Raw genomic sequence first — 26823 nt, forward strand, 5'->3', positions numbered from 1 at the left:
CCCTGAAATAATACCATTATTTTTCATTGACCCGGAACGCTAATCTGGCAACTCCTATCAACGCCTCACTAAACACAGATTCAGGAGTTTCAGATGACCATTACGCACAACCTCGGCTATCCGCGCATCGGCGCGCGCCGGGAACTTAAATTCGCCTTGGAAGCACTTTGGAATGGCACCTCCTCCGAACAGGCGCTGCAGGAAACCGCCGCCGGGTTGCGTTCGCAAAACTGGCAAGAGCAGGCCGATCTTTCCCTGGCGCCCGTAGGCGATTTTTCGCTTTACGATCAGGTGCTGGACATGAGCGCGACACTTGGCAATTTGCCGGAGCGGGCAAGCGCCCATGAAGGTTCACCGCTGGACGAGTATTTTCGTGTGGCCCGGGGCCGCTCCCCAAGCGACAGTGCCTGCTGCAGCGTCCATGCGGGCGAAATGACCAAGTGGTTTGATACCAACTATCACTACATAGTGCCGGAGTTCAGTGCCGATACGAATTTCAGCCTGAACGCTGATCGCATACTGGTGCAACTGGCGGAAGCCCGCGCTCAGGGTGTAAACACCAAGCCTGTCATCATCGGCCCGGTTACCTATCTATGGTTGGGAAAAGCCAAAGATGAATCTGATCGCTTGAAACTGCTCGACAAGCTGCTGCCGGTCTACACCGAGTTACTGGCGAAGCTCGCGGATGCGGGTGCTGAATGGGTGCAGATTGATGAGCCGGCACTGGTTACCGAGCTGGATGCCGACTGGAAGCATGCTTTCATTCTCGCGTACCACGAACTGAAAACCGCTCCGGTAAAACTGCTGTTGACCACTTATTTTGGCGAGCTAAGGGAAAACCTGCAACTTGCCTGCGAACTGCCTGTGGCAGGCATTCACTTGGACGCTATCAGCGCACAAAACGAAGTTGCGCGACTGGCCGACTGGCTGCCAGCTCACAAGGTGCTGTCCCTCGGTGTTATCAACGGCCGAAACATCTGGAAAACCGACCTGAATGCTACTCTGGATCTTCTGGAGCCGCTGAAGGAAAAGCTGGGCGAGCGTCTTTGGCTGGCGCCTTCCTGCTCTCTTCTGCATGTACCGGTTGATCTGGAAAGTGAAACCACGCTGGATGCCGAAGTGCGCAACTGGCTGGCTTTTGCCCGGCAGAAACTGCAGGAGTTAAACACTCTGGCGAAGGCTCTTGATGAAGGTCGAGAAGCCGTAGCCAAAGAACTGGCCGCCAATCAGAACGCCATCGAGAGTCGCCGCCAGTCCTCAAGAGTACACAACCCCGCGGTTGCGGAAGCCCTGTCAGCCATTACGCCTGAGCATGGCCAGCGCAAGAGCCCGTTCAGCACACGGTCCAAGCTGCAGCAGGAACGATTCAAGCTACCCGCCTATCCGACGACCACCATTGGTTCCTTCCCGCAAACGCCGGAAATACGCGCGGTTCGCAAAGAGTTCCGCCAAGGCAACCTGAGCCAGCAGGACTACACCGCGCGGATTCATGAAGAAATTGCTTACTGTGTTGAGCAACAGGAAGCGCTAGGCCTGGACGTGCTGGTGCACGGCGAAGCTGAACGCAACGACATGGTGGAGTATTTTGGCGAACAGCTGGAAGGCTACGTGTTCAGCCGGTTTGGCTGGGTGCAGTCCTATGGCTCACGATGCGTGAAACCACCCATCCTGTTTGGTGACATCACCCGCCCCAATGCCATGACCCTAGACTGGACCAAATACGCCCAGTCCCTGACCGACAAGCCCATGAAAGGCATGCTCACCGGCCCGGTTACCATTTTGAACTGGTCGTTCGTGCGGGATGACCAGCCACGCAAGGACACCTGCCTGCAGTTAGCGCTGGCCGTACGTGAAGAAGTTCAGGATCTGGAAAAAGCCGGGGTAGGGATTATCCAGATTGATGAAGCCGCCTTGCGTGAAGGCTTGCCACTGCGCCAGTCAGACTGGAATACCTATCTGGAGTGGGCTATCGAAGCCTTCCGCATCAGTGCTAATGGCGTGCAGGATGACACTCAGATTCATACTCACATGTGCTACTCGGAGTTCAACGATATCATCGGGGCCATTGCCCGCATGGATGCCGACGTGATCACCATCGAAACATCACGCTCTGCCATGGAGCTGCTGGATGCGTTCAAGGGCTTTGAGTATCCCAACGACATAGGGCCAGGGGTTTACGACATCCACTCCCCGAACATTCCGCGAGTGGCACAAGTAACCGATTTGATGAGCAAAGCCGCAGAGAGGATTCCGGCAGAGCGTTTGTGGGTCAACCCGGATTGCGGCCTGAAAACCCGCCGCTGGGAGGAAGTCATACCTGCTCTGGAAGCAATGGTGGCAGCAGCACGAGAGCTTCGCGGACAAAACGCAGAAAGTGACGTTGCAGAGCAGGAGCTGGCAGAAGCGGCTCAGTAACCGGTGCTGTTCTGATCCAGCTCAAACTCGAAACTCCGGGCCCGGCAGACCTCCGTAGTGAAGTCGCCGGAAGCCTGGAGCTCAAACCAACGATACCCGGGCGCCAGGTCATCTACAGAGAACTTGCGTGAGCCGGAGGTAAATTGAATGCAGGTGGACGGCGTAGCCAACAAGTGCACGCCGTTTCTTTGCTGCTCAAAGGTCTGGTGAATGTGGCCCCACAACACAATTTTTACTTGCGGGAACCTGTCAATCAACTGCCAGAACTCTTCACGGTTTCTCAGCCCAATATCGGCCATCCAATCGGTATCAATATCAACGGGGTGATGGTGCAGGGTTACAAGGGTCGGCACATCCGGATTCTGCTCCAGCATCTGTACTAAAAAACCCAACTCGGATTCCGCGAGCTCCCCATGCACTTTACCCGGTACGGACGAATCCAGAAGAATAAACTGCCAGCCGCCCTGCACAAGGTGACGACGGTTTGCGCCGTAGCGAGCGGCAACTTCTTTCAGGGAGGGAACCTTGTCGTGATTACCGGCAATCCAGGCTGATGCACAGTTAAAAGCAGTAAAACTCTCGCCTAGCGCACAATAAGCTTCTTCCGATCCATCCTGAGCAAGATCGCCAGTGGCAAGAATCAGATCCGGCTGCCCGTGCGAAGCAAGCACTTCAGCTATGACTGCATTGAGGCTGTCGCGGGTATTAACACCAAGCAGCGCGCCATCAGCACTGGCCATAAGGTGTGGATCCGTTAGCTGCAGTACCCGAAGTGGCCGGGCGGTTTCCTTTGAGGTCATGATGCTATTGGTCTGTTTGCTGCCGTCAATGAGTAACAGATTTACGGGCTACCACGTTACACAGGCTCCCATGATCTGAGGGCAAGTGTACGTTGTAAGCTACCGAATTTATCACTTGCTATTGGAACCGATGTCACATTCTGGCCTAACGCAGGCAAAATATTGCGCGATTTGCCAACTCTATTCGCCTTTCACAGCACCTGATTTACTGGCAGCCAGGCGCAAAAACTCTTAGTCGACACCCTGCCGGGTCGTCCATGCCGCATGTTCAAGAGGCAGGTGGCCGAATCTCAGACAGTATTCCAGCCAGTCGGCCAGGAACCCATTAACCTGCGTCTTTTCATCCGGGTGGTGCATAAAACGGTTAGGATAATCGTTGACCGGCGCAATCTGCGTGTCGCGATAACAACTTATGACCTCTGCCATAACTGCATCGTGGTATACACGCACGGTCATCTGCGGATTGTTAAGCCAGCGACCACTATTGTGTATTTGTTCGAGCAAGAGGGTTTCGGTATATCGGGCGGTTTGCAGCACCTTGATTCGAACCCGGCCCAAATATTCGCTTTCCCGGTGCAACTCAATGTCGCAGACGGGCTGATCACCTGCTCTCAGTTGGCGTAATCTTTCAATGCGGTGGTAGTTACCCTCACACAGGGCTCCAAGCTGCCGCAGGTCGGGCACGTAGCGCTTGGGTTTCATTGCCCATTCATTCATGGCTACCACCCTGCCCGCAGTCTGGCACGATTGATCTGCAGCCATTGTATGGCAATGATTGCTGCTGCATTGTTGATGCGGCCGTCGCTGATCATCGCTATGGCTTCGTCTGCTGAAACCACATGGGCACGGATGTCTTCGCTTTCCTCTTCCAGTCCGAACAGGCCGCCTGCGGATTCGGTGCTGACTTTGCCGCAATACAGGTACACCATTTCTGTAGTGCCACCTGGCGACACCAGGTAATCACAGATTTTTTCGAGTTTGCTGAAGCTGAGGCCGGCTTCTTCTTCAGCCTCTCTTTGGGCGACTTCTTCGCTGCTCTCGCCTTCTTCGTTCATTCCAGCGACCAGTTCCAGCAACCAGGGGGATTGGTCTCGCCCCAAAGCGCCCAGGCGGAATTGTTCCAGCAGTACCACTTCGTCCCGTTCGGGGTCGTAGGGAAGCACGCAGGTGGCATCGCCACGAATGAAAAGCTCGCGGGTAAACTGCGGCATGTTCCGGCCATCAAAGCGCGGGTGAGTCAGGCACAGCTTGTCCATGCGAAAGAAGCCCTGGAAGACGATTTCGCGTTTTTCAACTTTGACATCACTGGCTTTGAACTGGAACGGCTTGGTCATGCTTTACTCTGTTTTGAAATCGGTTTTGCACGATAGCCGGTTGGTGTTGTTTATTGCAAGCCTGCTTGGGTGCAAGACAGTTGTGGGAGAACGCTTCCCAAAACACGCTGTGAATACGTCCCTGTACGCTTGGCTACGCCATCCATGGCTTCGCACAGTTTTGGGAAGCGTTCTCCCACAACTGCCCCGTGCATCACAGTAATACGCTGACAGTAATTAGCTGGCTGGATCGCGCCCAGCCAGCTAATCAGGCTAAGAACTTACACTTTATCGTATAGCTTACTCCCTGACTCCACGAACTCCCGGGACTTTTCCTTCATGCCTGCATCCACGGCTGAAATCTCATCAATGCCGTGTTCGGCTGCATAATCGCGAACTTCCTGGGAGATTTTCATGGAGCAGAATTTCGGGCCGCACATGGAGCAGAAGTGGGCCACTTTGGCGGATTCCTTGGGCAGGGTTTCGTCATGGAAGGCGCGGGCTGTGTCCGGGTCCAAACCGAGGTTGAACTGGTCTTCCCAGCGGAATTCGAACCGGGCTTTGGATAGGGCGTTGTCGCGGATTTGGGCGCCGGGATGGCCTTTTGCCAGGTCGGCGGCGTGGGCGGCGATTTTGTAGGTGATGATGCCGGTTTTTACGTCGTCTTTATTTGGTAAACCCAAGTGCTCTTTGGGGGTGACGTAGCAGAGCATGGCACAGCCAAACCAGCCGATCATGGCAGCGCCGATGCCGGAGGTTATGTGGTCGTAGCCAGGGGCAATGTCGGTGACCAATGGCCCGAGGGTATAAAAGGGCGCTTCGTCACAGCACTCCAGCTGCTTGTCCATGTTCTCTTTTACCAGGTGCATGGGTACGTGGCCGGGGCCTTCGATCATGCATTGTACGTCGTGCTTCCAGGCGATTTTGGTGAGTTCGCCCAGGGTTTCCAGTTCGCCGAACTGGGCTGCGTCGTTGGCGTCGGCTATGGAGCCGGGGCGCAGGCCGTCGCCGAGGCTGAAGGAGACATCGTAGGCTTTCATGATTTCGCAGATGTCTTCGAAGTGTTCGTACAGGAAGCTTTCCTTGTGATGGGCCAGGCACCATTTGGCCATGATGGAGCCGCCACGGGAGACAATGCCGGTGGTGCGTTTGGCGGTCATGGGAACGTGATGCAAACGCACACCTGCGTGGATGGTGAAGTAGTCCACGCCCTGCTCTGCTTGCTCAATCAATGTATCCCGGAAGATTTCCCAAGTGAGGTCTTCAGCGACACCGCCTACTTTTTCCAGCGCCTGATAGATGGGCACTGTGCCGACCGGCACCGGTGAGTTGCGGATCAGCCATTCGCGGGTTTCGTGAATGTTCTTGCCGGTGGAAAGGTCCATGATGGTATCGGAACCCCAGCGGATGCCCCAGGTGAGTTTCTCTACTTCTTCTTCAATAGACGAGGTAACCGCTGAGTTGCCGATGTTGCCGTTGATTTTCACCAGGAAATTTCGGCCGATAATCATGGGCTCGGATTCAGGGTGGTTAATGTTCGCGGGGATGATGGCCCTGCCCCGGGCAACTTCGCTGCGCACAAATTCGGGGGTAATTTCCTTTGGGATGCTGGCGCCGAACGATTGGCCGGGGTGCTGATCATCGGCCAAGCCTTGCTCACGAGCTTCCTGCAGCTTCATGTTTTCCCGTATGGCGATGAATTCCATCTCCGGCGTAATGATGCCTTTGCGGGCGTAGTGCATCTGGGTCACGTTTTTATTGCCCAGCGCCCTCAGCGGCTTGCGCTCATCCATAAAACGGAGCGGGTCCAGCTGCGGATCTTTCATTCTGCGACGGGTGTATTCCGAGGTGTAGCCTGCCAAGGGAGCCGTATCTTCACGCTCCGCTATCCAGGCCGCGCGGATGGCGGGAAGGCCTTTGCGCAGATCGATGGTGGCTTCAGGGTCTGTGTATATGCCGGAGGTGTCGTACACCACAACCGGTGGGTTTTTCTCGCCACCCATTTCTGTGGGTGTGTCCTGCACGGTGATTTCCCGCATAGGCACCCGCAGGTCGGAACGGCTACCCTGCACGTATACTTTGCGCGACCCCGGCAAGGGCTGTATCGCGGCGGAATCGACGCGGGCGGAATCACTGAGGTAGGTAGGCAGATCTGTCATCATTCGCTCCCGGAATATTACTTTGGAATTCGGGTCGCGCATGACGGAGAGAGCCCCTACCCACGTGGTTCTCGGGTAGCACTGGCTCTTCGATAGCTTGGTCTCAATCCCTACGCCGGTATTATCCGGATCAGGTCGCGGGTTCTGCGATGCAATCTCAGCCGACTATCTGAACAAGTCAAACAGCCAGCACCCCGTCAAGACGCGAGTCTTTAATCTGTAGCACTCAAAGTGAGTGTTGTTTGCAAGTGTAGAGCTGAGCGCAATTATTGTCCATAATGGGAAGATTGTTTCAGTCGGCTTGCTTAACCATGCCATTACTGATGTTGCCTCCATGTCATCGCGGGCAATCCGGTATCCTTTTTCAGCGCCCCCAACTGGGCGCCGGCGCGCACATGTACTCAGGAGTAATAATGAAGAAACGATTGCTTTCCGGACTTATTGGCCTCTTGGCGGCTCAGCCTGCCCTTTCCCTGGACCTGGTTGAGACCTATGAGAAAGCACTCTCTTACGACTCCGGGATCGCGGCTGCTCAAGCCAGATTCGAATCCCAGCAGGCGGCCAGTGATATAAGCAAGAGTACCCTGCTGCCCCAGATTGGAGCCTATGCGCAAGGAAATCATACGGATTTTGACGCCAAAAACGGCGTGGGGGACAGTTACAAATCTCTTAACTACGGTGTGCGCCTCACCCAACCGGTATTCCGAGCAGACAACTGGTTTCGTTATGATTCCAGCAAATTCCAAACCGCAGCAGCCCAAGCTCAATACAATCTGGCACAGCAGCAGCTGATTCTGGATGTTGCCACTGCCTATTTCAACGTATTGCGGGCGCAAGACACTGTTACAACCGCAAGAGCAGGCGAAGCCGCCATTCGCCGGCAATACGAACAGGCACAAGAGCGTTTTGATGTTGGCCTGATAGCTATCACAGAAGTTTATGAAGCGCGCGCCAGCTACGACGATGCCAGAAGTATCCGGATTGCAGCAGAAAACCAGACGAACATCGCCCGGGAGCAACTGGCCCGGTTTACAGGCGAATATTCTGAAGACCTGCAAAACTTGCGTCAGAGCTTCCCTCTGGGTCAACCAGAACCGCAAGACCCATCCGCATGGGAAATGACGGCTCTTGAACAGAACTGGGCAATACAAGCTGCTATGTCAGTACTGGATTCAAGCGAATCCAATTTAGACGTCGCAAAATCTGGCCATATGCCAACGCTAGATCTGATCGCCTCCTACGGAAAAAATGAACTCGATGGCAACAAGCTTCCGCAACAGGAAGGGACCCAAGGTGTTATCGGCCTTGAGCTGAATATACCATTATATATGGGCGGCGGAACTCAAGCTGGTGTTAGACAGCAGCGTTCGCTGGTTACAGTAGCTCAGGAGGATCTGAACACGACCCGCCGCGATGTAAGAGTGAGCACGCGCAGCCTGTACCTGACTGTAAACAACAACGTAGAGACTGCATCCGCCCTGGAGCAAACGATTATTTCCCGCCGCAGCGCACTGGACGCGACCCGCGCGGGGTATGACGTGGGCACCCGCAACATAGTTGAGGTACTGGATGCAGAGCGCGCTTACTACGTGGCTCTTAATGATTACGCCAATGCTCGCTACGACTATGTTACGAATACCCTCCGGTTAAAGCAGGCTGCCGGCACCCTTAGCCCTAGAGATCTTATTGAATTGAACAATTGGCTTAGCGCCAGTGCACCGGGAATTGAGGCTCTGGCCAACGACAAACAGACCCTGAAAGACCCGACACGCTAGTTTGCGAGGCTAAAATCCGGATGAAAGCGCGGTGGGGAGCACATTCCTCCCCACCCAACGTTTACTGCCCCCCCCTACACCAACCCAACTCAAACCCACTCGATAATTCCGTCAACCACCCTATCCAGCGCACCCTTGTTCTTATTTACCACCGACAATGCACGTTGCCCCCTGGCTTGACGCTCCTCAACATCAGTGAACAGGGCGAGCAGCTGTCGAAACACCTCATCTCCATCCCTGACCATGGTTACGCCACCATCATCAAGCAACCGATCATAGATAGTTTCAAAATTGAATACGTTGTGCCCAGAAATAACAGGAATTCCCCAGCCCGCCGGTTCCAGAGGATTGTGACCGCCACGCTCTATCAACGAGCCGCCCACAAAAGCCACATCACTGGCTCCGTAGAGCATCATCAGCTCGCCCATGGTGTCGCCCAGGTATACCTGCGCGCTGGAGGGGTCGTCACCTGAAGAGCGCCGCGCCAGAGAGAATTCCTGTCGGCCAATGAGTTCCGCTACTGACTCAAACCGCTCCGGGTGGCGGGGCACAATAATCAACAGCGCATCGGGCTGATGCTGCAACAACTGCTTATGTGCCGCCAGCAACTGGGCGTCTTCGCCTTCATGGGTACTTCCGGCAATCCACACGGGGCGACCTGAAAGGCTGCTCTTTAGCTGCCCTGACGCCGCGCGCACTGAGTCAGGTATATCCACATCAAATTTGACGCTGCCTGTAACCGCAACTTTGGACGCGGCGACACCTATTCTTCGAAAGCGCTCTGCATCTTTTTCAGCTTGGGCTGCAACCCAGCTGATGCTGCGCACAATCGGTGCTACCAGTCGCTTTACACGTTCATAGCCCAGCGCTGAGCGCTCCGACAGCCGGGCGTTGATAAGAAAAACAGGGACCCCGCGAGACCGGCTCTGGCGAATCATGTTCGGCCATATCTCCGTTTCCATAATCACCAGTATTCTGGGGTTAACACGGTTCAGAAACCGGCGAATGGCACCGGGGGTGTCATAAGGTGCGTATGCATACTGAACCTGGTCCCCAAACATTTTCATGGCCTGCGTCTGACCTGTGTCTGTCATGGCGGTTAACAGGATTGTTATATCGGGATTGCGGGCGAGCAGCCGCCGCACCATGGGCGCAGCGGCAATGGTTTCGCCTACCGACACAGCATGAACCCAGACAACAGTGCCGCTGGCATGGGGAACAAAACCCAACCGCTGCCGCCAGTTGATGCGCAGCTCAGGCGCTTGACGGCCCTGCCACCACAACCGGATAAGAATAAACGGCAGCGCCAATCGTATAAGCTGTGAATAGATAAATTGAAGCACGCAGGACTCTCCCCAAAACAGTGCGGTATCATATCGCAAAGCCTGACCAGTTGCTTCCGACTGACACTGCCGGGCAACATAGCCATAGCCGCAACCCACTGAGCTAGCAGGACAGATTTCAAGTGAAGAAGAAACACCGTAAACAGGCGCGCAATACAGACTACGCAGCCTATCGCCACCCGCGTTGGTGGCCAACCTGGATCGGAATTGCTGTTATGTGGTGTGCAGCCCAGCTTCCCATCCGTTTTCAGTGGTGGCTTGGCAAATGCATTGGGCTTCTGGCGTGGCGCTTTGTCAAGAGGCGGCGACATATCACCGAGGTTAATATACGCCTGTGTTTTCCTGAACTGACGCAGGCGCAGCAAGGTGCACTGGTTCGTAACAGTTTTATCGCAAACGGAATAGGCCTCATGGAGCTGGGTATAGCCTGGTTCCGGAATCCGGCAAAGCTTACGGGTATAACAGAGGTTCATGGCAAGGAGCATCTGGACAATGCGCTGGCCGAAGGTAAGGGTGTATTGTTGCTGGGCGGCCACTACAGCACCCTGGACCTTGGAGGCAGCCTGGTTACCGAGTACATTGAGGCAGATGTGATGCAGAGGGATCACAACAACCCACTGATGAACGCCGTTATGACCCGGGCAAGGGAACGTCGCTACGAGACAGTCCTGGGCGCCCGGGATCTTCGTGGGCTATTCCGCAGCCTGAAAAAGAATCGGACTGTGTGGTACGCCACAGACCAGGATTATGGCCGCAAAGATATTGTTTTCGCGCCGTTCTTTGGTATACCAACTGGTACTATCACAGCCACATCTCGTATAGCTGCACGCAGCCAGTGTAAAGTGGTTCCATTCAGCCATTTTCGACGGCAGGACAAGCCTGGCTATGACATATACTTTCACCCGCCGCTGGACCCCTTCCCAAGCGGCGACGACATGCAGGATGCGACGGCAATCAATCAGATTATTGAGCGCGAGATCCGGCGCGCACCCGATCAGTATCTCTGGATGCACCGCCGCTTCAAAACGCGGCCAGATATAAACGACCCAGGTTTTTATGGCGGCAAATAGCACGTCGGCGGCACCTGTAATATGGCTGCTCACAGACAACAAGCCCGGGCACCGAAATCAACTAAAGGGGCTTGGCAACCGACTACGGGTGAAAGCCGGGGCCAGTCTGTACTGGATCGACGCTCCCGACACACGCACACCCTTGTGGCGAGCGCTGCTGGCAATACCGCCCGGGCTGGGCAGATCGCTCCCCCACCCGGACCTGATCATTGCTGCAGGTGCGGGCACCCACAAACTGCTGCTTTCTTTGCGACGGCTCAAGAATGCCAAAACTCTGGTCATCATGAAGCCCGGATTCCCGCGCAACTGGATCGACGGCGCTATAATTCCCGCCCATGACGGCATTGCTCAAAACCGGGACACACTGATTACTGACGGTGTTATCAACACGGTCACACCCCTGGCCAGAATTACGGATAAACCCGAAGCCCTTTTGTTACTCGGTGGCCCATCACCCCATTACGACTGGGACGATGACGTGGTTTTCGGGCAGGTCACTCATCTGATCGGAGAGTATCCTGAATGGCGCTGGACCATCAGCAGCTCAAGACGAACGCCTGGAGCTCTCAGGGAACGACTAAATGAGCTGGCCGGCCTCAAGATTACCGTGGCAGACCCTGACAGGACCCATGAAGACTGGTTAAGCCACAGTGTAGCGGCATCCCGGGCTATCTGGGTAACCCCTGACAGCATGTCCATGGTATGTGAAGCTGCCACATCCGGGGTACCAACCGGGTTGTTCCAACTCCCCGAGCGTTCCGGAAGCCGTGTAGCCAGCGGCGTGCAACAATTGGTTGAGGCTGGCCATGTAGCGCGCTGGAGTGATCATGCAACCGTGATGGGCGGTAAAACTGGTCAGGGAAAACCTCTCTGGGAGGCTGACCGGGCGGCTCTATGGGTGATTAAACGCTGGCTGACACCTGCCAGCGAAAAGCAGAAAAGAGTAAAAGGGATGACTCCTTGAGAATTCTCCAGGCACTACCGGCTCTATACAGTGGCGGTGTAGAACGGGGAACCGTCGAGTTTGCGGCGGATCTTGTTCGCCACAACTGCGAATCCTGGGTTGTATCAAACGGCGGGCCTCTGGTGAAACGTCTTGAAGAGCAAGGCACAACCCACATCAGAATGCCCATTCATCGCAAGTCACCTGCATCCTTTGGGCAAATTCGCCCCATGCGTAACCTGATTCGGGAGCTTCAGCCAGACATTATTCACGTACGCTCACGCATGCCCGCCTGGATCGTGCGCCTTGCGTGTAAGGGGCTGCCTGCCAGCCAGCAGCCAGCCATTGTGTCGACTTTCCACGGCATGTATTCCGTAAACCCGTACAGCGCCATCATGGCAAAATCCGATCACGTGATCGCAGTATCAAACTGTGTACGCAACTACATCACCCACAACTACCAGGTTCCCGAGCAAAAGCTCACTGTGATACAGCGCGGAGTGGATGTGGATTACTTTCAGCAACAAACACTGAGTGAAACATGGCGACAATCTCTGTTTACCCAATTCCCACAACTTGAGAACAAACATATTCTCATGATGCCCGGGCGCATTTCCCGGTGGAAAGGCCAGCTGCAGTTTCTTGAGGCTATGGCTGAAATCACCCGCGAAAAACCAGACTGCCACGGCATCATTGTTGGCGGTGCAGAACCCGGGAAAGAGCGCTTCCTGCAGGAACTGGAACGACATCGCACAAAGCTCGGGCTTACTGACAAAGTCAGCTTCCTTGGGCAGCGGGATGATATGGCGGAGCTATATCTGCTTGCCGACCTGGTCTGTCATATGTCGACAAAGCCCGAACCCTTCGGCCGCACTGTTACCGAAGCACTTTCCTCCGGCACGCCCGTGGTTGCGTTTAACCGTGGTGGTGCAGCTGAAACGCTGCAGGCATGCTTTCGCGACGGGCTTGTAACCCCTGATAACATTCAGGAGTTTGCCCAGGTAGCTATCAGATTGCTCGGTGACAACGCCCCGCACATTGAGATTCCATACCGGTTTCGGCTGCAGGCGCAAACAGAGTCGACACTGGAGGTTTACCGGAAGGTTCTTGGCAAAGCCGCTTCCACCTTTTGAAAATTATCTGGCAGATACATGTGTCAGGCAAGCGTCACTGCGGGCCCTTGGCCTGGTTTTTATGTTCAGCCCCACCTTCCAGCTCCGCCAGCATTTGCATCTCCTTTGCCTTGGCCAGCCTCATAAAGTTTCTGTTCGCGGCGGTAATCGCAACACTTAATCCAAACCATCCATTTCGGAATTGCCCACGAACCAGGTAATACTTAAGGAACTTGAGTGGGAACTCTGCAAACAGCCGCGCACTTGGAATTTTCCGGCCTTTTGCAACCAAAAACCGCGCCTGTTCCGATGAAAGCTGGCTGTATTTTTTCTCAATCTGCTCTAATGAAACGAGCGTTCGGTGAAGAACATCTCCTTTCAATTCAAGCACCTTGCCCACCTTAACCTGCGGGCGATCGTTATTGCTATCCTTCTCAGCCTCTATCGCTGCTCTGGTTCGGTTGTATAAACGAAGAATCTTCTTACTTCTTTCGTATCTGAACGGGTGGCCTTGCAGAGGTGGGGACAGCACCCAGCGCATCTTGAACCCTGCAACATCATCCGGAATCGGCTTTTCAAACAAGCCCCGAATGTTCGCCACTAACTCATCAGACAATACTTCATCGGCATCCAGATCAAGCACCCAGTCGTTGCGACAAAGGCTTGCAGCATAGGCCTTCTGGCTGGCAAACCCCTCCCAATCGTTGTGCACAAACCGGGCCCCTGAAGATTCCACAATTTCTCTGGTTTTATCAGTACTTCCAGAGTCCACAACTAGTATTTCATCAGCCCAACCCATCACTTTTGCCAGTGACTCCGGGAGCCGCAACTCCTCGTTCTGAGTAATATAGTAAACAGACAACGGTAGTTTCATCATGATTCCTGGCATTAAAGCGGCCGACTAAAGCCATTGACCGGTCATTATTACGGTATCAATATGGTAAAGTATTTCGCTTCAGGTTGGCGCTTTTCTATAGCTTTCACAAACTCAAGCCCGGAGCAAACCCATGATTCATCCCGTCATTATGGCTGGCGGTACCGGCTCGCGACTTTGGCCGTTGTCACGACAGCTGAACCCGAAGCAGTTTCTCAAGCTGACCGACAGCCCACTCTCGATGCTGCAATCGACCGTGGCCCGGCTTGACGGCATGGACACACAAAACCCGCTCCTGATTTGCAACGAAGAGCATCGCTTTCTGGCTGCAGAACAAATGCGGCAGTCCGGCCACGAAGATAGCTGTATTATCCTTGAGCCTTGTGGTCGCAATACCGCGCCTGCCATTGCCCTGGCGGCGCTTCAATTGTGCGAAAGCGCCGGGAGCGAAGACCCTCTGATGTTGGTACTTGCTGCCGACCACCTGATTACAGACGTCGAAGCTTTCCAGGATGGTGTGAAAAAGGCTGTGCCTTTGGCAAAACAAGGCAAACTTGTGACATTTGGCATCATCCCGCACCAACCTGAAACCGGATACGGCTATATCCATCGCAGTACCGAGTTGGCGACTGACTGTTACTCCGTTGACGGTTTTGTGGAAAAGCCCGATCTTGAGACCGCAAAAACCTATCTTGAATCTGGAGAATACCTCTGGAACAGTGGCATGTTTCTGTTTGGCGCCAAGCAATACCTGGCAGAACTGGAGCTGCACCGCCCTGACATTTTATCAGCCTGTCGCGCTGCGATGGCTGATACCAGCGAAGATCTTCACTTTGTTCGGGTAAGCCCGGAACTTTTTGCAAACTGCCCCTCTGAATCTGTTGACTATGCAGTCATGGAAAAAACGAACCATGCTGTGGTTGTTTCTTTGGACGCCGGATGGAGTGACATAGGCTCCTGGTCAGCGCTGTGGGATGTCAGTGAAAAAGACGCCAATGGCAACAGCCTCAGCGGCGATGTAATCGCCCACCAAACCAGCAACACTCTGGTTCGCGCAGACAGCCGGCTGGTAGCGGCAATTGGCGTTGATGATCTTGTCATTATTGAGACCAACGATGCCATTCTTGTTGCTCACAAAGACAAAGTACAGGACGTAAAAGCGGTGGTTGAGCAGATCCGAAACGATGGCCGACATGAGCACATGAATCACCGCGAGGTTTACCGTCCCTGGGGTGTATACGACTCCATAGACAGCGGGCCGCGTTACCAGGTAAAGCGGATCACAGTAAAGCCCGGCGCGAAGCTATCGGTTCAAATGCACCATCATCGCGCTGAGCACTGGATTGTTGTCAGCGGGACAGCACGCGTAACAAACGGTGAAAAAACATACCTCGTGACTGAAAACCAGTCCACTTACATACCGATAGGACAGGTACACTCATTGGAAAACCCGGGAGTTATCAACCTGGAGTTGATTGAGGTGCAGTCGGGTTCTTATCTTGGTGAGGATGATATCGTCAGGTACGAAGACCGGTATGGCAGAAAATGAATAAGCTGAAATATCTTTTTGTTGCAGGTCTCCTGCGCATCGCCGGCAAGCTTTCTCTGGCAAGCGCCCAACGGATTGGCAAGTTTATCGGCTTGCTTATGTGGAAGTTGCAGCTCAAGACTCGTGAAGTTACGGAGATAAACCTCTCAATTTGTCTCCCGGAGCTCTCGCCAACAGAGCGAGCAGACCTTGCGAAGGAATCACTGATCAGCACAGGCATGACGATGCTGGAAATTCCTTTAATGTGGGAGTGGCCGGTTGAAAAATGCCTTGATCTGGTTCGTGAAACAGAAGGCCTCGAGCTGATTGACGAGGCAATGGCTGACGGTAGCGGCCTGATCCTTCTAGCCCCGCACCTTGGCAGCTGGGAGTTAGCGGGACTGTTTTTCTCATCCCGTTACAAAATGGCTGCTCTATATAGCCCGCCCAACATGCCGGAATTCGAGGACTACATGATCCGTGTACGCGGCCGGCTTGGCTCCGAACTCGTGCGAGGCGACAGGCGGGGTCTTGTAAGGCTGGGAACGATTCTCCGGGAGGGCGGTGTGGCGGGCATCCTTCCGGACCAATCCCCGCGTGGCAAAGGTAATGCCTTTGCCCCATTTTTTGGTATGGAAGTCAAAACCATGACTCTGGTCTCCAAGCTTATGCAACGAACCGGAGCCAAGGTTTTGATCACCTACGCCGAACGGTTAGAAAACGCACAGGGCTTCCGGATTGTAGTACGCAAAACCGAACCGGGCCTCGACAGCAAGGATTCCGTGGCAGCAACAACCGCCCTGAACCAGTCAGTTGAACAGTGTATTCGGGATATTCCCGGGCAGTATCAATGGGAATACAAACGCATGCGGCACCGGCCACCAGGTGAAATCAACCCCTATAATCCGGACCGGGTGTGCTGACATGACAAATCACTTCAAAAAACCTGTTTACCTGCTTTTTGTAGCCGGTATAGCAGGAGCGCTTCTATCATCCAGCATTTTGGCAGCCGCCGCGCTTTTGCTTGCCATAACAGGCCTCATAATCAGTTTCCGAAAATCTCTCTATCAAGCCGGATGGGATAAGCCCAAAGAGCTACGTTTACTGCATTTCGCATTCTGGTTTTTCGTGCTCGTGAGTTTTTACTCTTGGGCAATTGAAGGTTTCAGCTACGAGGGAGGCAAAACGTTCGGTAACCATGCCCGCTTCATCCTCTTCTGGCCTCTGATCATTGCTCTAAGCTACGCCCACCTGAACGCAAGTACACTTTTTGCCGGGGCCGGGCTCCTGGCTGCAAGTACTTTTGGGCTGCTGGGCTCAGCGCTGCTTGCAAATCAAGGTTCTATAGACTTGCTTCTCAACAGCCGCTTTGGCGGTGGAATAAACCCGATCAGTTTTGGGAATATCGCGTTACTGGGTGGTTTTCTCACTCTGGTGGGCGGGCTGTTTTTTTACCGCAGTAAGCGACGCGCTCTTGGCTTTCTTTTTATCACTATAGGAGCCGCGGCCGCCGCGATCGCCATGCTCTCGCAAACCCGAAGCAATCTTGTTGCCCTGCCATTTTTCCTGCTGCTACTGGTGCCTCTGCTAAGCAAAAACCTGCGCATCATCAGCATGATCGCAATTCCTGTTGTGGTTGTGGCTGCCATTGCAACCAACGATCGGATGTCAGAGCAAATTGCAGGTTTTCTGCAAAATGACACCCCGGATTCAGCCATTACAATCCGGATGGAGGTATGGGGCCTTGCTTGGAATATGTTTGCCGAGAATCCTTGGACCGGCATCGGACTTGGCGGCTATACGCAAGAAATCGAGGCGTCAGTCGCCTCCGGGGAGGCATCTGCCGCACTGATCGAATGCTGCACAGGCCACGCCCACAATGATTTTTTCAACATTGCTGCCACCAGCGGTATCCCGGGCATTCTTAGCTGGGCGTTTCTGATATTCATACCGCTGACAATTTTTTCACGACACCTGTTCAGCAGGCATACAGCTTCCGCGCATCTTGCAGTTGCGGGCTCACTGGTCAGTATTGGTTACTTTCTCTTCGGACTAACCGAAGCTACCTTTAATCGAACGCTGTTCCTGACCTTCTATCTGGTATCGGTTGCCGGTATCGCTGCTGCGCTATTCAACGAGCTTAGCACCTCATATGTACGCCAAAGGACCAAAACAGTCTCTGCAACGATCATCACTAAAAACGAAGAGGACCACATTGCCGATTGCCTGAAATCGGCCCGACTGGTTGCCGACGAGATTATTGTTCTGGATAGCGGAAGCACAGACAGAACCGTTGAGATTGCAAAGCAATATGCCGATATTATTGAGGTAACCGATTGGCCCGGTTTTGGCGTTCAGAAACAAAGAGCTCTGGAAAAAGCCACGGGCGAATGGGTGCTGTCACTGGATGCCGATGAACGCATTACGCCGGAACTCGCCCGTGAAATAAACCATCGGCTTGCCGATCCCGACGCAGATGCTTACAAGCTCCCTTGGGCTGTCACCATCTATGGTGCTCGACTGGACTTCGGCCGCAGTGGCAGGGCTCCTCTGAGGCTGTTCCGGCGAGAGGGTGTTCGTTTTTCCGATGCACTCGTTCATGAACGAATTCTGATTCCAGAAGGAAGGAAAACCAAAACCCTGCGCGGCCGCCTGACTCATTACACACACCGAGACTTTGGCCACTCACTTGAAAAAAGCGCCAAGTATGCCTGGCTTGGTTCACTGGAAAAGCACCGGAAAGGCAAGAAAACACGCACTATGATCTACCCTACCCTGAGGGGATTGATGACCTTTGTGCAGGTCTATTTTATCCGGTTTGGGTTTCTTGATGGCGCCGTTGGTTATCTGACGGCGGTCACTTATGCCCAAGTGACCTTTAACAAATACGCGGGCCTGTGGACTATCGACCGTCCCTCGATACCCGCAACTCACGACGCAAACGCCGCCTAACCTTGAGCTTTCTAAGCAGGTTAAAAGGCTTGCGCCGCAAACCTGACTTTTTGTTTGCCAGGAAATCGTCTACCGCATCCAGAACCCGAGCGCTGGAGCGCCCGTCACGGTAACTATGAAGATCGTCGCACAGGTTTCTCGCGGACGTCATCAACATCTCAGGATGGTCCAAAGCCCGCTCCAAAGCTGGCTCCAGCTCTTCAACCTTAGCCACATCAATCAGATAAGGTCCGGGCATTTTTGTTCTGAAGGTAACCACCGGCCGATCCAGAAACATAAATTCAAACATGATTGATGAGGTGTCGCACAACATAACGTCAGCCTCGGGCAGTAGTGGCAATAGATCCTCATCACTCTCGATAAACCTCAGATTCTCCCCTGCAAGGCGCCGGTATTGCTCAACCACTGAAGTTTCCATTTTCGGGTGCAGAGTAACAATGAATTTCCAGCGACCACTCCCCGCCAGCTCAGCAATCTTGTCGACAAGAACTGGCGCCGAAGTTACAGTCCGGCTGAAGGTGGAAGCGAAAAAAACTACGGGCAAACCATCTTCAGAACGACGGCGCCGCTCTTCACGTGGCTGAGACAAAAGGGGATCCAGCTTTGACCAGCCAGTATGTGCTACGGAGAAATGTCGGTGCTGCTCGGCCAATGCCTGAAACCTGGCCGTATCGCTTTCCGCATGAGTGCAGTAAAGATCGAACCAGCCGCGAATTCGATAGTGATCGCTCTCATCTTCGCTGCTGTGGCCTCGCTTGTTTCGCGCCATGCCATGAAAGACCTCCACCTTGATACCCGGAAAGAAATAAGGTACCCAGTCCCCTGGCACGAAGGTCGCGTCGGCACGATAATCCATAACCTCCTGAACGGTTTTCAGACGTCGCTCATCAGGCCGCAGAGGAGCCGCCGAACAACCAGCAACAAACCACGCAGCCTCGTCGCCACGTCGACGAATCTCATCCTGCAGCGGGCGCAGGATGGAGTACGAGTATGGCTGGTTAACGAAAAACAGATACCGACGCATTCAGTTTTTTCTCGTCAGTGATTTATAGAGGTCGCCGGTTTCACGAACAGTTTGCGAGGTATGGAAGTCGTTAGCAATTCGCTCTCTGGCAGCCTGCCCTAACTTTTCAAGCAACGCCCTGTCACGGTATAGCAGCTCTATTGCAGAAGATAGGGCAGCAGAGTTCTTAGGGGGAACCACAAGTCCACTACTTTTATCCTCTACCAACTCAGGCATGCCACCGACATTGGTTACGATTGGTGCCACACCATAGGCCATGGCTTCAATAACAGCTCTGGGCAGCCCCTCTCGCTCAGTCGACGGCAAAACAAATACATCACTCGCAGCAGCTATCGCTGGTGCATCAGTTCGAAAGCCGGTGAAATGGATACGCTCAGGGTGTGCTGACTGACTCACCTGAGCTTTCAGGTCCTGATTGTCGATAGCATCGCCCACCAGAACTAAATGCGCTTCCACACCCTCAGGCAGCTTGCTGATAGCATCAATCAAAAAATCATATCCCTTTCTGGGATTGTTTCGGCCAGTGCTACAAACTACAAACGCCCCCTCGGGCACGCCAAACTGTCCAAGATCTACCGGTGCAGCCTGATACCATCCGAGATCGTGGCCTTTGTAGATGCGGGTGAGCTTTTCATGCGGAATATGCAACCAGAGCAGCCGGAGACCCGCAAGATAGTCTTTGATTGCATCGGCCACACACACAATCTTGCTAACCCTGGGATGTAAAAATGTTATCCAGGATTCGGGGTTTAAAAAACTGATGTTGCCAATAATCCCACGGTACGCCACAACTTTTATATCTGTTCCTTTAGACGCTCGCAAAGCGCAAGCCAGCGCCCTCGGATTGTACGCGTGGATAACGTCATAACTCTTACTGTTCAACTGTGCTTTGATTGCCGCAGTGCCTTCCTTATCAAAGCGATTTTTCAGAGCCATTGGCTGCGCCACCAAACCCTCTTCAACAAGACGCTGATAATTTCGGCCTTTGGGATTGCACATAACGTCTACGTCAAACCCGACGTTTTTCAATCCTATGAAGAGTTCACTCTCCGGGCGGTCACAGGCGTCAGTCAGGCATAAAATTGCCGGCAGTGCCCGCTTTTCAGATTTATCACTCAAGCGGCAGAACTCCCCTCATATCCATTTAAAAACACATTCCAGAACCTGTTCAGGGCAGCATCGCCTGCAACCTTCTTCAAAGAACGGGCTAAACGATTCAAGTTATCGGCTTTCCAATTGGACCGAGAGCTTGGCGGCATAATACACCCCTTATCGAAATCAATCAGGAAGAAGTCCTTTTCCACCATCAGCACATTAAAGCAGTTCAGGTCTGCATGCCGCACATCTGCGTCGTGAAAGCGGCGAACTGTTTGCCCAAGCGCATGCCAATCACCACTGTCGAGCTTACCTATCAGGTCTGCCAAGGGCGTCGCACCCTTTATGCGTTCGATAATGATAGCTGCACGATATTGGATGGGAGACACCTTCCGGTACCAGGCTGCCACCGGCACCGGTACCGGCAAATCCATAGATATCATGCGATTCAGGACTCGAAACTCCGAGAAGGATCGAACATTATGCTCACCAGTATAGGCATAAGTCTTCCGGGAAATATGAGAGGCCAAACCGCCACGCAGGTACTCTCGCAAAACGAACTCCTTGTCACCAGCCTTGATAAACCAAGCCCCACCACGGCCACCACTGCCCACTAACGAGGCTTTATCCCCCCAGTATTCCGGCGTAAACCAATCCGTTGTCACATTCCCGATAACATCGGAATTAACAAGAATAAAAGAGTTGTTTTCACGCTTAAAAATTTCAGTTTCGACCATGTAACCCCGGACAAACACAGCGGGAGGTTAACCACCCTCAATAGCCACCAGTTAAGACGATAGCAAACAAGTAAGATAGAATGACTGGTAGTTTATCAACGATTCGCCGCAAAGCTCTACCAGCTGCGCTCTTCAATCTGTAACGGATTTTCAATAGATGAAGTCTATCTGCATTCTCCGCCTCTCCGCCATCGGGGACGTTACCCATGTCATCCCTGTTGTGCTTAGCCTTCAGGAACAGATTCCCGGCGTAAAAATCACTTGGATTATCGGAAAAATCGAAGCCAAGCTAATTGGGGATCTGCCCGGAGTCGAGTTTATTGTCTTTGACAAGAAAGCCGGACGCCACGCCTATTCAAATCTCCGAAAACAGATGGCCGACCGCAAGTTCGACGCCCTGCTGCATATGCAGGTCGCGTTTCGCGCCAACCTTGTTGCCGCCTGCATTCGCGCAAAAGTGCGCGTCGGTTACGACAAGGCTCGTAGCAAAGACCTCCATAGCCTCTTCATCAATCGCCGGATTGCGCCGGCTTATCAACAGCATGTTCGCGATTGTCTGGCCAGCTTCCTCGAGCCTTTAGGTCTTCAGCCGGCTCAGCCAAAATGGCTTATTCCACTCACCCGGAGTGATCACGAGTTCGCCGAAAAGCACCTTGCCGACGATCGTAAGAATCTGGTTATAAGCCCTTGTGCGAGCCACAAATTGCGAAACTGGCCGCCGGAGCGTTACGCTCTGCTGGCAGACTATGCAATAAAGGTGCATGGCATGAATGTCATTCTGGTTGGCAGTCCTGCGCCGTTCGAAGCGGAGTACTGCGAAGCCATCGAAACCGCAATGAAAGAGAAGGCGCACAACATTTGCGGCAAGGACACCCTCAAGCAACTGGCAGCCTTGCTGACTCACGCCGACTTAGTGGTTGCGCCCGACACGGGGCCAGCCCATATTGCCAGCGCCGTAGGCACGGACGTGCTGGGATTATTTGCCGCCAGCAATCCCTATCGATCAGGCCCATATAATTCATTGCAGTGGTGCGCTAACCGCTATCCGGAAGCCCTGAAGAAATTCACAGGAAAGTCTGTAAATGAAGCCCGCTGGGGAGCCAAAGCAGAGTTTGAAGGCGCTATGGAAATGGTGTCGGTTGAGAACGCAACAGAGGTACTGGATAAGTGGGTTGAGGCTCACTAATCTCCCTCTCCCTTGAGGAGAGGGGGGGGGAATTCAATTCTACGTTCCGGAATGCAAAGCAGGCTCTATGGAGAGGGCCTGCTTAATTACGGGCCGTGTAATCCTGGTAAGATTTCTCTTCTACAAACCGTGACCCAAGCGCCAGGTTAATGTCTTTCTTCAATGCCGCACGCTTATCATTGGTAACATATACAGCACGCGCCAGTTCAATAAACTTCGGGCCGAAGTCCTGTTTTGCTTCTTCATCCCGAATGTCGTCTTCAATAACCCAAAGCTCTTCATTAACCGCTTTCAACTGCTTGCGCAGCTCTGCGATTGCATCCTGATCTTTTACAGCTTCGGCCCAGGTGGCACTTAATTCATCCAGCTCAAGCCTGACATTTCGCACCTTGGCTTCATCCTTGATGCGCTCGGATTTAATTTCCAGAATGGTGATTTTGTCGAGTACTTCGCCGAAAGAAACCGGAACTTTAATGACGTCAGCCATTTTCTGCACCTGTCAATTTGATGAGTTTAAACACTTGAAGACCGCTTGCGCTATTGCAAGCGGCGACAATCGAATCGATCACGTTCAGTCTTTGATGTGCGTCAGCCAGTCACTGTGCTGCGGCAGCTTTCCTTTCACCGCATCAAAATACATAGCCTGTAATTTCTCGGTTACCGGCCCGCGTTTGCCCGCGCCAATGGCACGGCCGTCCAGCTCGCGAATCGGCAGCACTTCTGCCGCTGTACCGGTAAAGAAGGCTTCGTCAGCAACATACACTTCATCGCGAGTAATTCGGCGCTCTTTTACCGGGATGTTCAATTCTGCAGCAAAATCCAGAATGGTCTGGCGGGTAATGCCCTCCAGACAAGAGGTCAATTCTGGTGTGTGCAGAATCCCATTACGCATGATGAAAATATTTTCGCCAGAGCCCTCGGCCACATAACCCTCATTATCCAGCAACAGGGCTTCTTCACATCCACTGGCAATCGCCTCATTCAACGCCAGCATGGAGTTGATGTAGTTGCCGTTCGCCTTCGCCTTACACATGGTGATATTAACGTGGTGGCGAGTGTATGAAGAGGTGCGAACCTTGATGCCAACTTCCTTGGCTTCTGGCGACATATACGAAGGCCAACTCCAGGCCGCAACCATTACATGCACCTTCAGATTATCGGCACGCAAGCCCATGCCTTCAGAGCCCATAAATGCCATCGGGCGCAGGTAGGCTTCATCAAGGTTGTTCTCACGAACAGCCGCGCACTGGGCTGCGTTCAGCTCTTCTTTGCTGAATGGCATTTTCATGTTCAGAATGTGGGCGGACCGGAACAGTCGATCTGTGTGATCCTGCAGGCGAAAAATAGCCGGGCCATTCGCAGTGTTGTATGCGCGCACCCCTTCAAAACAGCCCAGTCCGTAATGCAGAGTGTGAGTCAGGACGTGAGTTTTGGCTTCACGCCAGGGAACCATTTCACCATCCAGCCAGATAACGCCATCGCGATCAGCCATCGACATGCTTCGTTGCTCCTAAAAAACGGTTTTTGGAAACCTAGTGTAGTCTGGCATTCTATCAGGAAATTTTAGCGGAACGACACCAGGCTCACTATACCGCCATGATTTTCTTCCAGACGGACTGAATGTATCGCCGCTCGTCGGTGAACGTATCACTCGCTACCTGGCTGTTAAGATTCTGCAACGCCCGTCGGTGAATGCTGGAGCGCAAGGCAATATAGGCCTCACGCAACTTCTCGGCATCGTTCACCGGCAACACCCCGGCCCTGCCCAGCTCCTCCATTTGCCGGATATTGTCAGACCATTGAGTCAGTTCCGGATGCGCCTCGCTCCAGGCCAGCATCAGGTACTGCACCATGAATTCCATATCCACAATGCCGCCCGCATCATGCTTGATGTGGAAGGTCTCCTCGCGCCGGCTTTCTGGCGTGCCCAGATTGGTGCGCATTTTCTCGCGCATCTCCAGCACCTCCTGGCGCAGTTTATCCTTGTCCCGATGCTGGCAAAGTATATCGTGCCGAACCGCCTCAAAAGCCGCAATGGTTTGCCTGCTGCCGGCAACACCACGGGCGCGGGCCAAAGCTTGATGTTCCCATGTCCAGGCATCATTGCGCTGATACTTTTCAAAAGCGCCAAGCGTGCTCACCAACAACCCGGAATTGCCCGAGGGTCGCAGCCGCATATCCACTTCGTACAACTGACCGGAAGGCGTCTGGGCATTAAGGATATGAACAATTCGCTGACCAAGACGGGTATAGAACACCACGTTATCAATGGGCTTATCACCATCTGTTGATAGCTCGGGGTCTGCAGTGTGAACAAACACCAGATCCAGATCCGAGGTGTAGCCCAGTTCGATGCCACCGAGCTTGCCGTAGCCAATCACGGCAAAATCAGTACCGCCGTTTGCGCCCTCAGCTTGTCCAGGATACCCATGACGGGCGACCAGATTGGTGAAAGCGACATCCACCACATGATCAAGCACCACCTCGGCAATCCAGGTGAGATAATCACTCACCTTCATCAGGGGCAAGGTCCCCTTCAACTCGGACGCCGCCACACGAAGGGTGTGGGCTTTCTTGAAGTGACGCAGCGACTCCATCTGGTTTTCCAGATCATCGTAAGAAATCCTCAGTGTTTGCTGGCGCAGATCATCCTGTAACTCTTCCCGTGCCGGCGGGCTGTATAAGCTTTCAGCATTAAGAAGCTCATCCAGCAGCAAGGGGGTTTCCGCCAGCTGCCGCGCAATCCACGGGCTTTCGCTGCACAGGCTTACCAACTGGGCTCGGGCGCCGGGGTTCTCCAGCAAAAGAACCATGTAGGCCGTTCGACGCAAAATCGCTTCAACCAACTGCAAAACGCGGGACAGAGTTTCTGAGGGCTTCTCTACTTCGGCTAATGCCGCCAGCAGCACCGGCATAAATTGGTTCAGCCGCTTGCGGCCCTGAGTCTGCATAGTCTGAACTGTGCGGCTTTCACGTAAGCTGCCGAGTAGCCCAAGGCTGCCAGCAGGATCTTCGTAGCCGTGGCTTTCCAGCCACTCCTTATCTGAAACCTCATCAACCTCCGCCAGCCATAGTTCACACCAGCCTTCATCCAGAGAAGATCGTGCGTTGTCTTCGTCCTCTTCGGTGGCAATAATATTTGCGAAATGGGTAGCAACATTTTCCCGATGCCGCGCCAGGGCCTGCTGGCAGCCATGCCACTCCTCAAACCCCATAATCAGTGCAACACGGGCTCTTGAAAGCTCATCCTCGGGCAATAGCTGGGTTTGTTTATCTTCCATTCCCTGCAGGGCATGCTCAAGATTACGAAGAAAGACATACGCCTCACGCAGCTCATTCACTACCTGCGAAGGCAGAAGCTCCAACTCCTCCAACTCTTTCAGAATGACCAGCAATTCACGCTGCTGAAGCTCTCTGTCGCGGCCGCCACGAATGAGCTGAAACGCCTGAACCACAAACTCGATTTCCCGGATGCCTCCACTGCCAAGCTTGATATTGTTCTCAAGCCCCTGCCTGCGAACTTCGCGGCCAATCATCGCTTTCATGCTGCGCAGGGACTCAAACGCACTGAAATCAATATAGCGGCGGTACACGAAGGGCCTGAGGCTCTCCATAAGAACCTGCCCAGCTTTCAAATCACCCGCCACCACGCGGGACTTGACCATGGCGTAACGCTCCCAATCTCGCCCCTGATCCTGATAGTAGGTTTCCAGCGCGGCGAAGCTCAGTGCAAGTGCACCACTTTGCCCATAAGGGCGCAGACGCATATCCACCCTGAACACAAAGCCGTCAGCGGTAATCTGGTCCAGAGCCTGAATCAAACGCTGGCCAAGCCGGATAAAAAACTGCTGGTTGTCCAGAGAGCGCCCACCGCCCCGGGTTTCGCCTTTGCTGGGAAAGGCAAAAATCAGATCAATATCCGAAGATACGTTCAGCTCACGACCACCCAGCTTCCCCATACCAATAACAATCAGGGATTGGGGCGCCTCTGCACCTGTTACCGGGTCTAACCCCCAAGGAGTGCCATGCTGCTCACAGGCCGCTTCGTTCAGCCAGTCCAGCGCACCCTGAATACACACTTCAGCAAAGGCACTGGTCGCAGCCATGGTCTCCGCCAGATCTGCCCAGCGCAGCAAATCCCGCCAGATTATGCGGAACTGCGCCTCCCGGCGGAAACGGCGCAAAGCCACATGTAATTCAGGCTCATCCGATACTTCCGAAAGGTATTCACGACAGCGCGACTGAAGATATTCCGGCGTGGTTGGCTCACTCAGCAATCGCGATTCCAGCAGTGTCCGCACCTGCTGTGGATGCCGCTCAAGGGTTTGCCGCAGAAACAGGCTCCGTGCCACGGCCTGGACCACCACATCTTCCGATACGCTGGCATCTGCCAGAAGCCAGCCTGGCAAACCTTCCGGAAAAACCGATGCCCAACTGGCAGAAACATCATCCGCCAACGGCAAAGGAAGGCAATTCCATGGCTCGGACATAATGCAA

21 protein-coding genes and 1 riboswitch are annotated in these 26823 nt (G+C 53.7%); of the genes, 9 read left to right on the top strand and 12 right to left on the bottom strand.

Annotated elements, in window-relative coordinates; genetic code table 11:
* The first annotated feature begins 93 nt into the window (after positions 1-93).
* On the top strand, positions 94-2415 hold the full coding sequence (metE, locus tag RKA07_RS11050) for a 5-methyltetrahydropteroyltriglutamate--homocysteine S-methyltransferase (protein WP_310966347.1): 2322 nt from the start codon (positions 94-96) through the stop codon (positions 2413-2415).
* Here metE and cpdA read toward each other — a convergent pair.
* From cpdA to thiC, 4 genes are all read right to left on the bottom strand, one after another.
* The gene (gene cpdA / locus RKA07_RS11055; protein ID WP_200204865.1) at positions 2409-3215 is read right to left on the bottom strand and encodes a 3',5'-cyclic-AMP phosphodiesterase; all 807 of its coding nucleotides are present in this window, start codon (positions 3213-3215) and stop codon (positions 2409-2411) included. The two genes, metE and cpdA, sit on opposite strands and share 7 nt — an antisense overlap.
* Positions 3216-3446: 231 nt before the next feature.
* Complete coding sequence (locus RKA07_RS11060; protein WP_200204866.1) at positions 3447-3932, bottom strand: DUF1249 domain-containing protein; 486 nt, start codon at positions 3930-3932, stop codon at positions 3447-3449.
* A gap of 2 nt (positions 3933-3934) precedes the next feature.
* On the bottom strand, positions 3935-4549 hold the full coding sequence (locus RKA07_RS11065; protein WP_200204867.1) for an NUDIX domain-containing protein: 615 nt from the start codon (positions 4547-4549) through the stop codon (positions 3935-3937).
* Positions 4550-4809: 260 nt separating this feature from the next.
* Positions 4810-6687 (bottom strand): phosphomethylpyrimidine synthase ThiC, encoded by a 1878-nt coding sequence (gene thiC, locus RKA07_RS11070; protein ID WP_200371777.1) that lies wholly within the window; start codon positions 6685-6687, stop codon positions 4810-4812.
* Positions 6688-6777: 90 nt separating this feature from the next.
* A riboswitch (TPP riboswitch) is annotated at positions 6778-6894 on the bottom strand.
* Between the two features lie 206 nt (positions 6895-7100).
* Between thiC and RKA07_RS11075 the strand changes: the two genes are divergently transcribed.
* Entirely contained in the window at positions 7101-8462 is a 1362-nt protein-coding gene (locus tag RKA07_RS11075; protein WP_200371778.1) for a TolC family outer membrane protein, read from the top strand.
* 89 nt (positions 8463-8551) lie between these two features.
* On the opposite strand, the gene waaA is transcribed toward RKA07_RS11075, so the two are convergent.
* On the bottom strand, positions 8552-9805 hold the full coding sequence (gene waaA, locus RKA07_RS11080; protein WP_310966349.1) for a lipid IV(A) 3-deoxy-D-manno-octulosonic acid transferase: 1254 nt from the start codon (positions 9803-9805) through the stop codon (positions 8552-8554).
* A 122-nt stretch (positions 9806-9927) separates the two neighbouring features.
* On the opposite strand from waaA, the gene lpxL reads away from it, so the two are divergent.
* The 3 genes from lpxL to RKA07_RS11095 are packed head-to-tail and all read left to right on the top strand — an operon-like array spanning position 9928 to position 12951.
* On the top strand, positions 9928-10875 hold the full coding sequence (gene lpxL, locus RKA07_RS11085) for an LpxL/LpxP family Kdo(2)-lipid IV(A) lauroyl/palmitoleoyl acyltransferase (RefSeq protein WP_200371780.1): 948 nt from the start codon (positions 9928-9930) through the stop codon (positions 10873-10875).
* Positions 10862-11839 (top strand): mitochondrial fission ELM1 family protein, encoded by a 978-nt coding sequence (locus RKA07_RS11090; protein WP_310966350.1) that lies wholly within the window; start codon positions 10862-10864, stop codon positions 11837-11839. Before lpxL ends, RKA07_RS11090 begins: the two co-directional genes overlap by 14 nt.
* The gene (locus tag RKA07_RS11095; protein WP_310966351.1) at positions 11836-12951 is read left to right on the top strand and encodes a glycosyltransferase family 4 protein; all 1116 of its coding nucleotides are present in this window, start codon (positions 11836-11838) and stop codon (positions 12949-12951) included. Before RKA07_RS11090 ends, RKA07_RS11095 begins: the two co-directional genes overlap by 4 nt.
* Before the next feature lie 34 nt (positions 12952-12985).
* Here the strand turns inward: RKA07_RS11095 and RKA07_RS11100 are convergent, their stop codons facing one another.
* Entirely contained in the window at positions 12986-13807 is an 822-nt protein-coding gene (locus RKA07_RS11100; protein WP_310966352.1) for a glycosyltransferase family 2 protein, read from the bottom strand.
* 130 nt (positions 13808-13937) lie between these two features.
* Between RKA07_RS11100 and RKA07_RS11105 the strand changes: the two genes are divergently transcribed.
* Genes RKA07_RS11105 through RKA07_RS11115 form a run of 3 tightly spaced genes read left to right on the top strand, consistent with a single transcriptional unit; the run spans position 13938 to position 18284 of the window.
* Positions 13938-15353 carry a mannose-1-phosphate guanylyltransferase/mannose-6-phosphate isomerase gene (locus RKA07_RS11105; RefSeq protein ID WP_310966353.1) on the top strand — a complete coding sequence of 472 codons (1416 nt, stop codon included), beginning with the start codon at positions 13938-13940 and terminating at the stop codon, positions 15351-15353.
* The gene (locus RKA07_RS11110; protein WP_200371785.1) at positions 15350-16255 is read left to right on the top strand and encodes a lysophospholipid acyltransferase family protein; all 906 of its coding nucleotides are present in this window, start codon (positions 15350-15352) and stop codon (positions 16253-16255) included. The genes RKA07_RS11105 and RKA07_RS11110 overlap by 4 nt, the downstream gene beginning before the upstream one ends.
* Position 16256: 1 nt before the next feature.
* The gene (locus RKA07_RS11115) at positions 16257-18284 is read left to right on the top strand and encodes an O-antigen ligase family protein (RefSeq protein WP_310966354.1); all 2028 of its coding nucleotides are present in this window, start codon (positions 16257-16259) and stop codon (positions 18282-18284) included.
* On the opposite strand, the gene RKA07_RS11120 is transcribed toward RKA07_RS11115, so the two are convergent.
* Genes RKA07_RS11120 through RKA07_RS11130 form a run of 3 tightly spaced genes read right to left on the bottom strand, consistent with a single transcriptional unit; the run spans position 18235 to position 21140 of the window.
* Entirely contained in the window at positions 18235-19308 is a 1074-nt protein-coding gene (locus RKA07_RS11120; protein WP_310966355.1) for a CDP-glycerol glycerophosphotransferase family protein, read from the bottom strand. The genes RKA07_RS11115 and RKA07_RS11120 overlap by 50 nt on opposite strands.
* Positions 19309-20427: a glycosyltransferase family 4 protein gene (locus tag RKA07_RS11125; protein WP_310966356.1), complete on the bottom strand. Its 1119-nt coding sequence runs from the start codon at positions 20425-20427 to the stop codon at positions 19309-19311. It lies immediately after the preceding gene.
* On the bottom strand, positions 20424-21140 hold the full coding sequence (locus tag RKA07_RS11130) for a 3-deoxy-D-manno-octulosonic acid kinase (protein WP_310966357.1): 717 nt from the start codon (positions 21138-21140) through the stop codon (positions 20424-20426). The genes RKA07_RS11125 and RKA07_RS11130 overlap by 4 nt, the downstream gene beginning before the upstream one ends.
* 157 nt (positions 21141-21297) lie before the next feature.
* On the opposite strand from RKA07_RS11130, the gene RKA07_RS11135 reads away from it, so the two are divergent.
* A complete protein-coding gene (locus RKA07_RS11135; RefSeq protein WP_200371790.1) occupies positions 21298-22326 on the top strand; it encodes a glycosyltransferase family 9 protein in 1029 nt (342 codons plus the stop codon).
* 82 nt (positions 22327-22408) lie between these two features.
* Here the strand turns inward: RKA07_RS11135 and RKA07_RS11140 are convergent, their stop codons facing one another.
* The 3 genes from RKA07_RS11140 to glnE form a co-directional block, all read right to left on the bottom strand.
* Complete coding sequence (locus RKA07_RS11140) at positions 22409-22813, bottom strand: DUF6165 family protein (protein WP_200371791.1); 405 nt, start codon at positions 22811-22813, stop codon at positions 22409-22411.
* An 84-nt stretch (positions 22814-22897) separates the two neighbouring features.
* Positions 22898-23824 (bottom strand): branched-chain amino acid transaminase, encoded by a 927-nt coding sequence (locus RKA07_RS11145; RefSeq protein WP_310966358.1) that lies wholly within the window; start codon positions 23822-23824, stop codon positions 22898-22900.
* Between the two features lie 88 nt (positions 23825-23912).
* Positions 23913-26816 carry a bifunctional [glutamate--ammonia ligase]-adenylyl-L-tyrosine phosphorylase/[glutamate--ammonia-ligase] adenylyltransferase gene (gene glnE / locus RKA07_RS11150; protein ID WP_310966359.1) on the bottom strand — a complete coding sequence of 968 codons (2904 nt, stop codon included), beginning with the start codon at positions 26814-26816 and terminating at the stop codon, positions 23913-23915.
* Between the last annotated feature and the right edge of the window lie 7 nt (positions 26817-26823).

Source organism: Marinobacter xiaoshiensis (genome assembly GCF_031631795.1).
Classification (GTDB): domain Bacteria; phylum Pseudomonadota; class Gammaproteobacteria; order Pseudomonadales; family Oleiphilaceae; genus Marinobacter; species Marinobacter xiaoshiensis.

Bases quoted from the DNA above. Each gene is read 5' to 3' on its own strand.
- metE (WP_310966347.1), top strand. From the start codon at position 94: ATGACCATTACGCACAACCTCGGCTATCCGCGCATCGGCGCGCGCCGG.
- cpdA (WP_200204865.1), bottom strand. From the start codon at position 3,215: ATGACCTCAAAGGAAACCGCCCGGCCACTTCGGGTACTGCAGCTAACG.
- RKA07_RS11060 (WP_200204866.1), bottom strand. From the start codon at position 3,932: ATGAATGAATGGGCAATGAAACCCAAGCGCTACGTGCCCGACCTGCGG.
- RKA07_RS11065 (WP_200204867.1), bottom strand. From the start codon at position 4,549: ATGACCAAGCCGTTCCAGTTCAAAGCCAGTGATGTCAAAGTTGAAAAA.
- thiC (WP_200371777.1), bottom strand. From the start codon at position 6,687: ATGACAGATCTGCCTACCTACCTCAGTGATTCCGCCCGCGTCGATTCC.
- RKA07_RS11075 (WP_200371778.1), top strand. From the start codon at position 7,101: ATGAAGAAACGATTGCTTTCCGGACTTATTGGCCTCTTGGCGGCTCAG.
- RKA07_RS11090 (WP_310966350.1), top strand. From the start codon at position 10,862: ATGGCGGCAAATAGCACGTCGGCGGCACCTGTAATATGGCTGCTCACA.
- RKA07_RS11100 (WP_310966352.1), bottom strand. From the start codon at position 13,807: ATGATGAAACTACCGTTGTCTGTTTACTATATTACTCAGAACGAGGAG.
- RKA07_RS11105 (WP_310966353.1), top strand. From the start codon at position 13,938: ATGATTCATCCCGTCATTATGGCTGGCGGTACCGGCTCGCGACTTTGG.
- RKA07_RS11110 (WP_200371785.1), top strand. From the start codon at position 15,350: ATGAATAAGCTGAAATATCTTTTTGTTGCAGGTCTCCTGCGCATCGCC.
- RKA07_RS11115 (WP_310966354.1), top strand. From the start codon at position 16,257: ATGACAAATCACTTCAAAAAACCTGTTTACCTGCTTTTTGTAGCCGGT.
- RKA07_RS11120 (WP_310966355.1), bottom strand. From the start codon at position 19,308: ATGCGTCGGTATCTGTTTTTCGTTAACCAGCCATACTCGTACTCCATC.
- RKA07_RS11130 (WP_310966357.1), bottom strand. From the start codon at position 21,140: ATGGTCGAAACTGAAATTTTTAAGCGTGAAAACAACTCTTTTATTCTT.
- RKA07_RS11135 (WP_200371790.1), top strand. From the start codon at position 21,298: ATGAAGTCTATCTGCATTCTCCGCCTCTCCGCCATCGGGGACGTTACC.
- RKA07_RS11140 (WP_200371791.1), bottom strand. From the start codon at position 22,813: ATGGCTGACGTCATTAAAGTTCCGGTTTCTTTCGGCGAAGTACTCGAC.
- RKA07_RS11145 (WP_310966358.1), bottom strand. From the start codon at position 23,824: ATGTCGATGGCTGATCGCGATGGCGTTATCTGGCTGGATGGTGAAATG.
- glnE (WP_310966359.1), bottom strand. From the start codon at position 26,816: ATGTCCGAGCCATGGAATTGCCTTCCTTTGCCGTTGGCGGATGATGTT.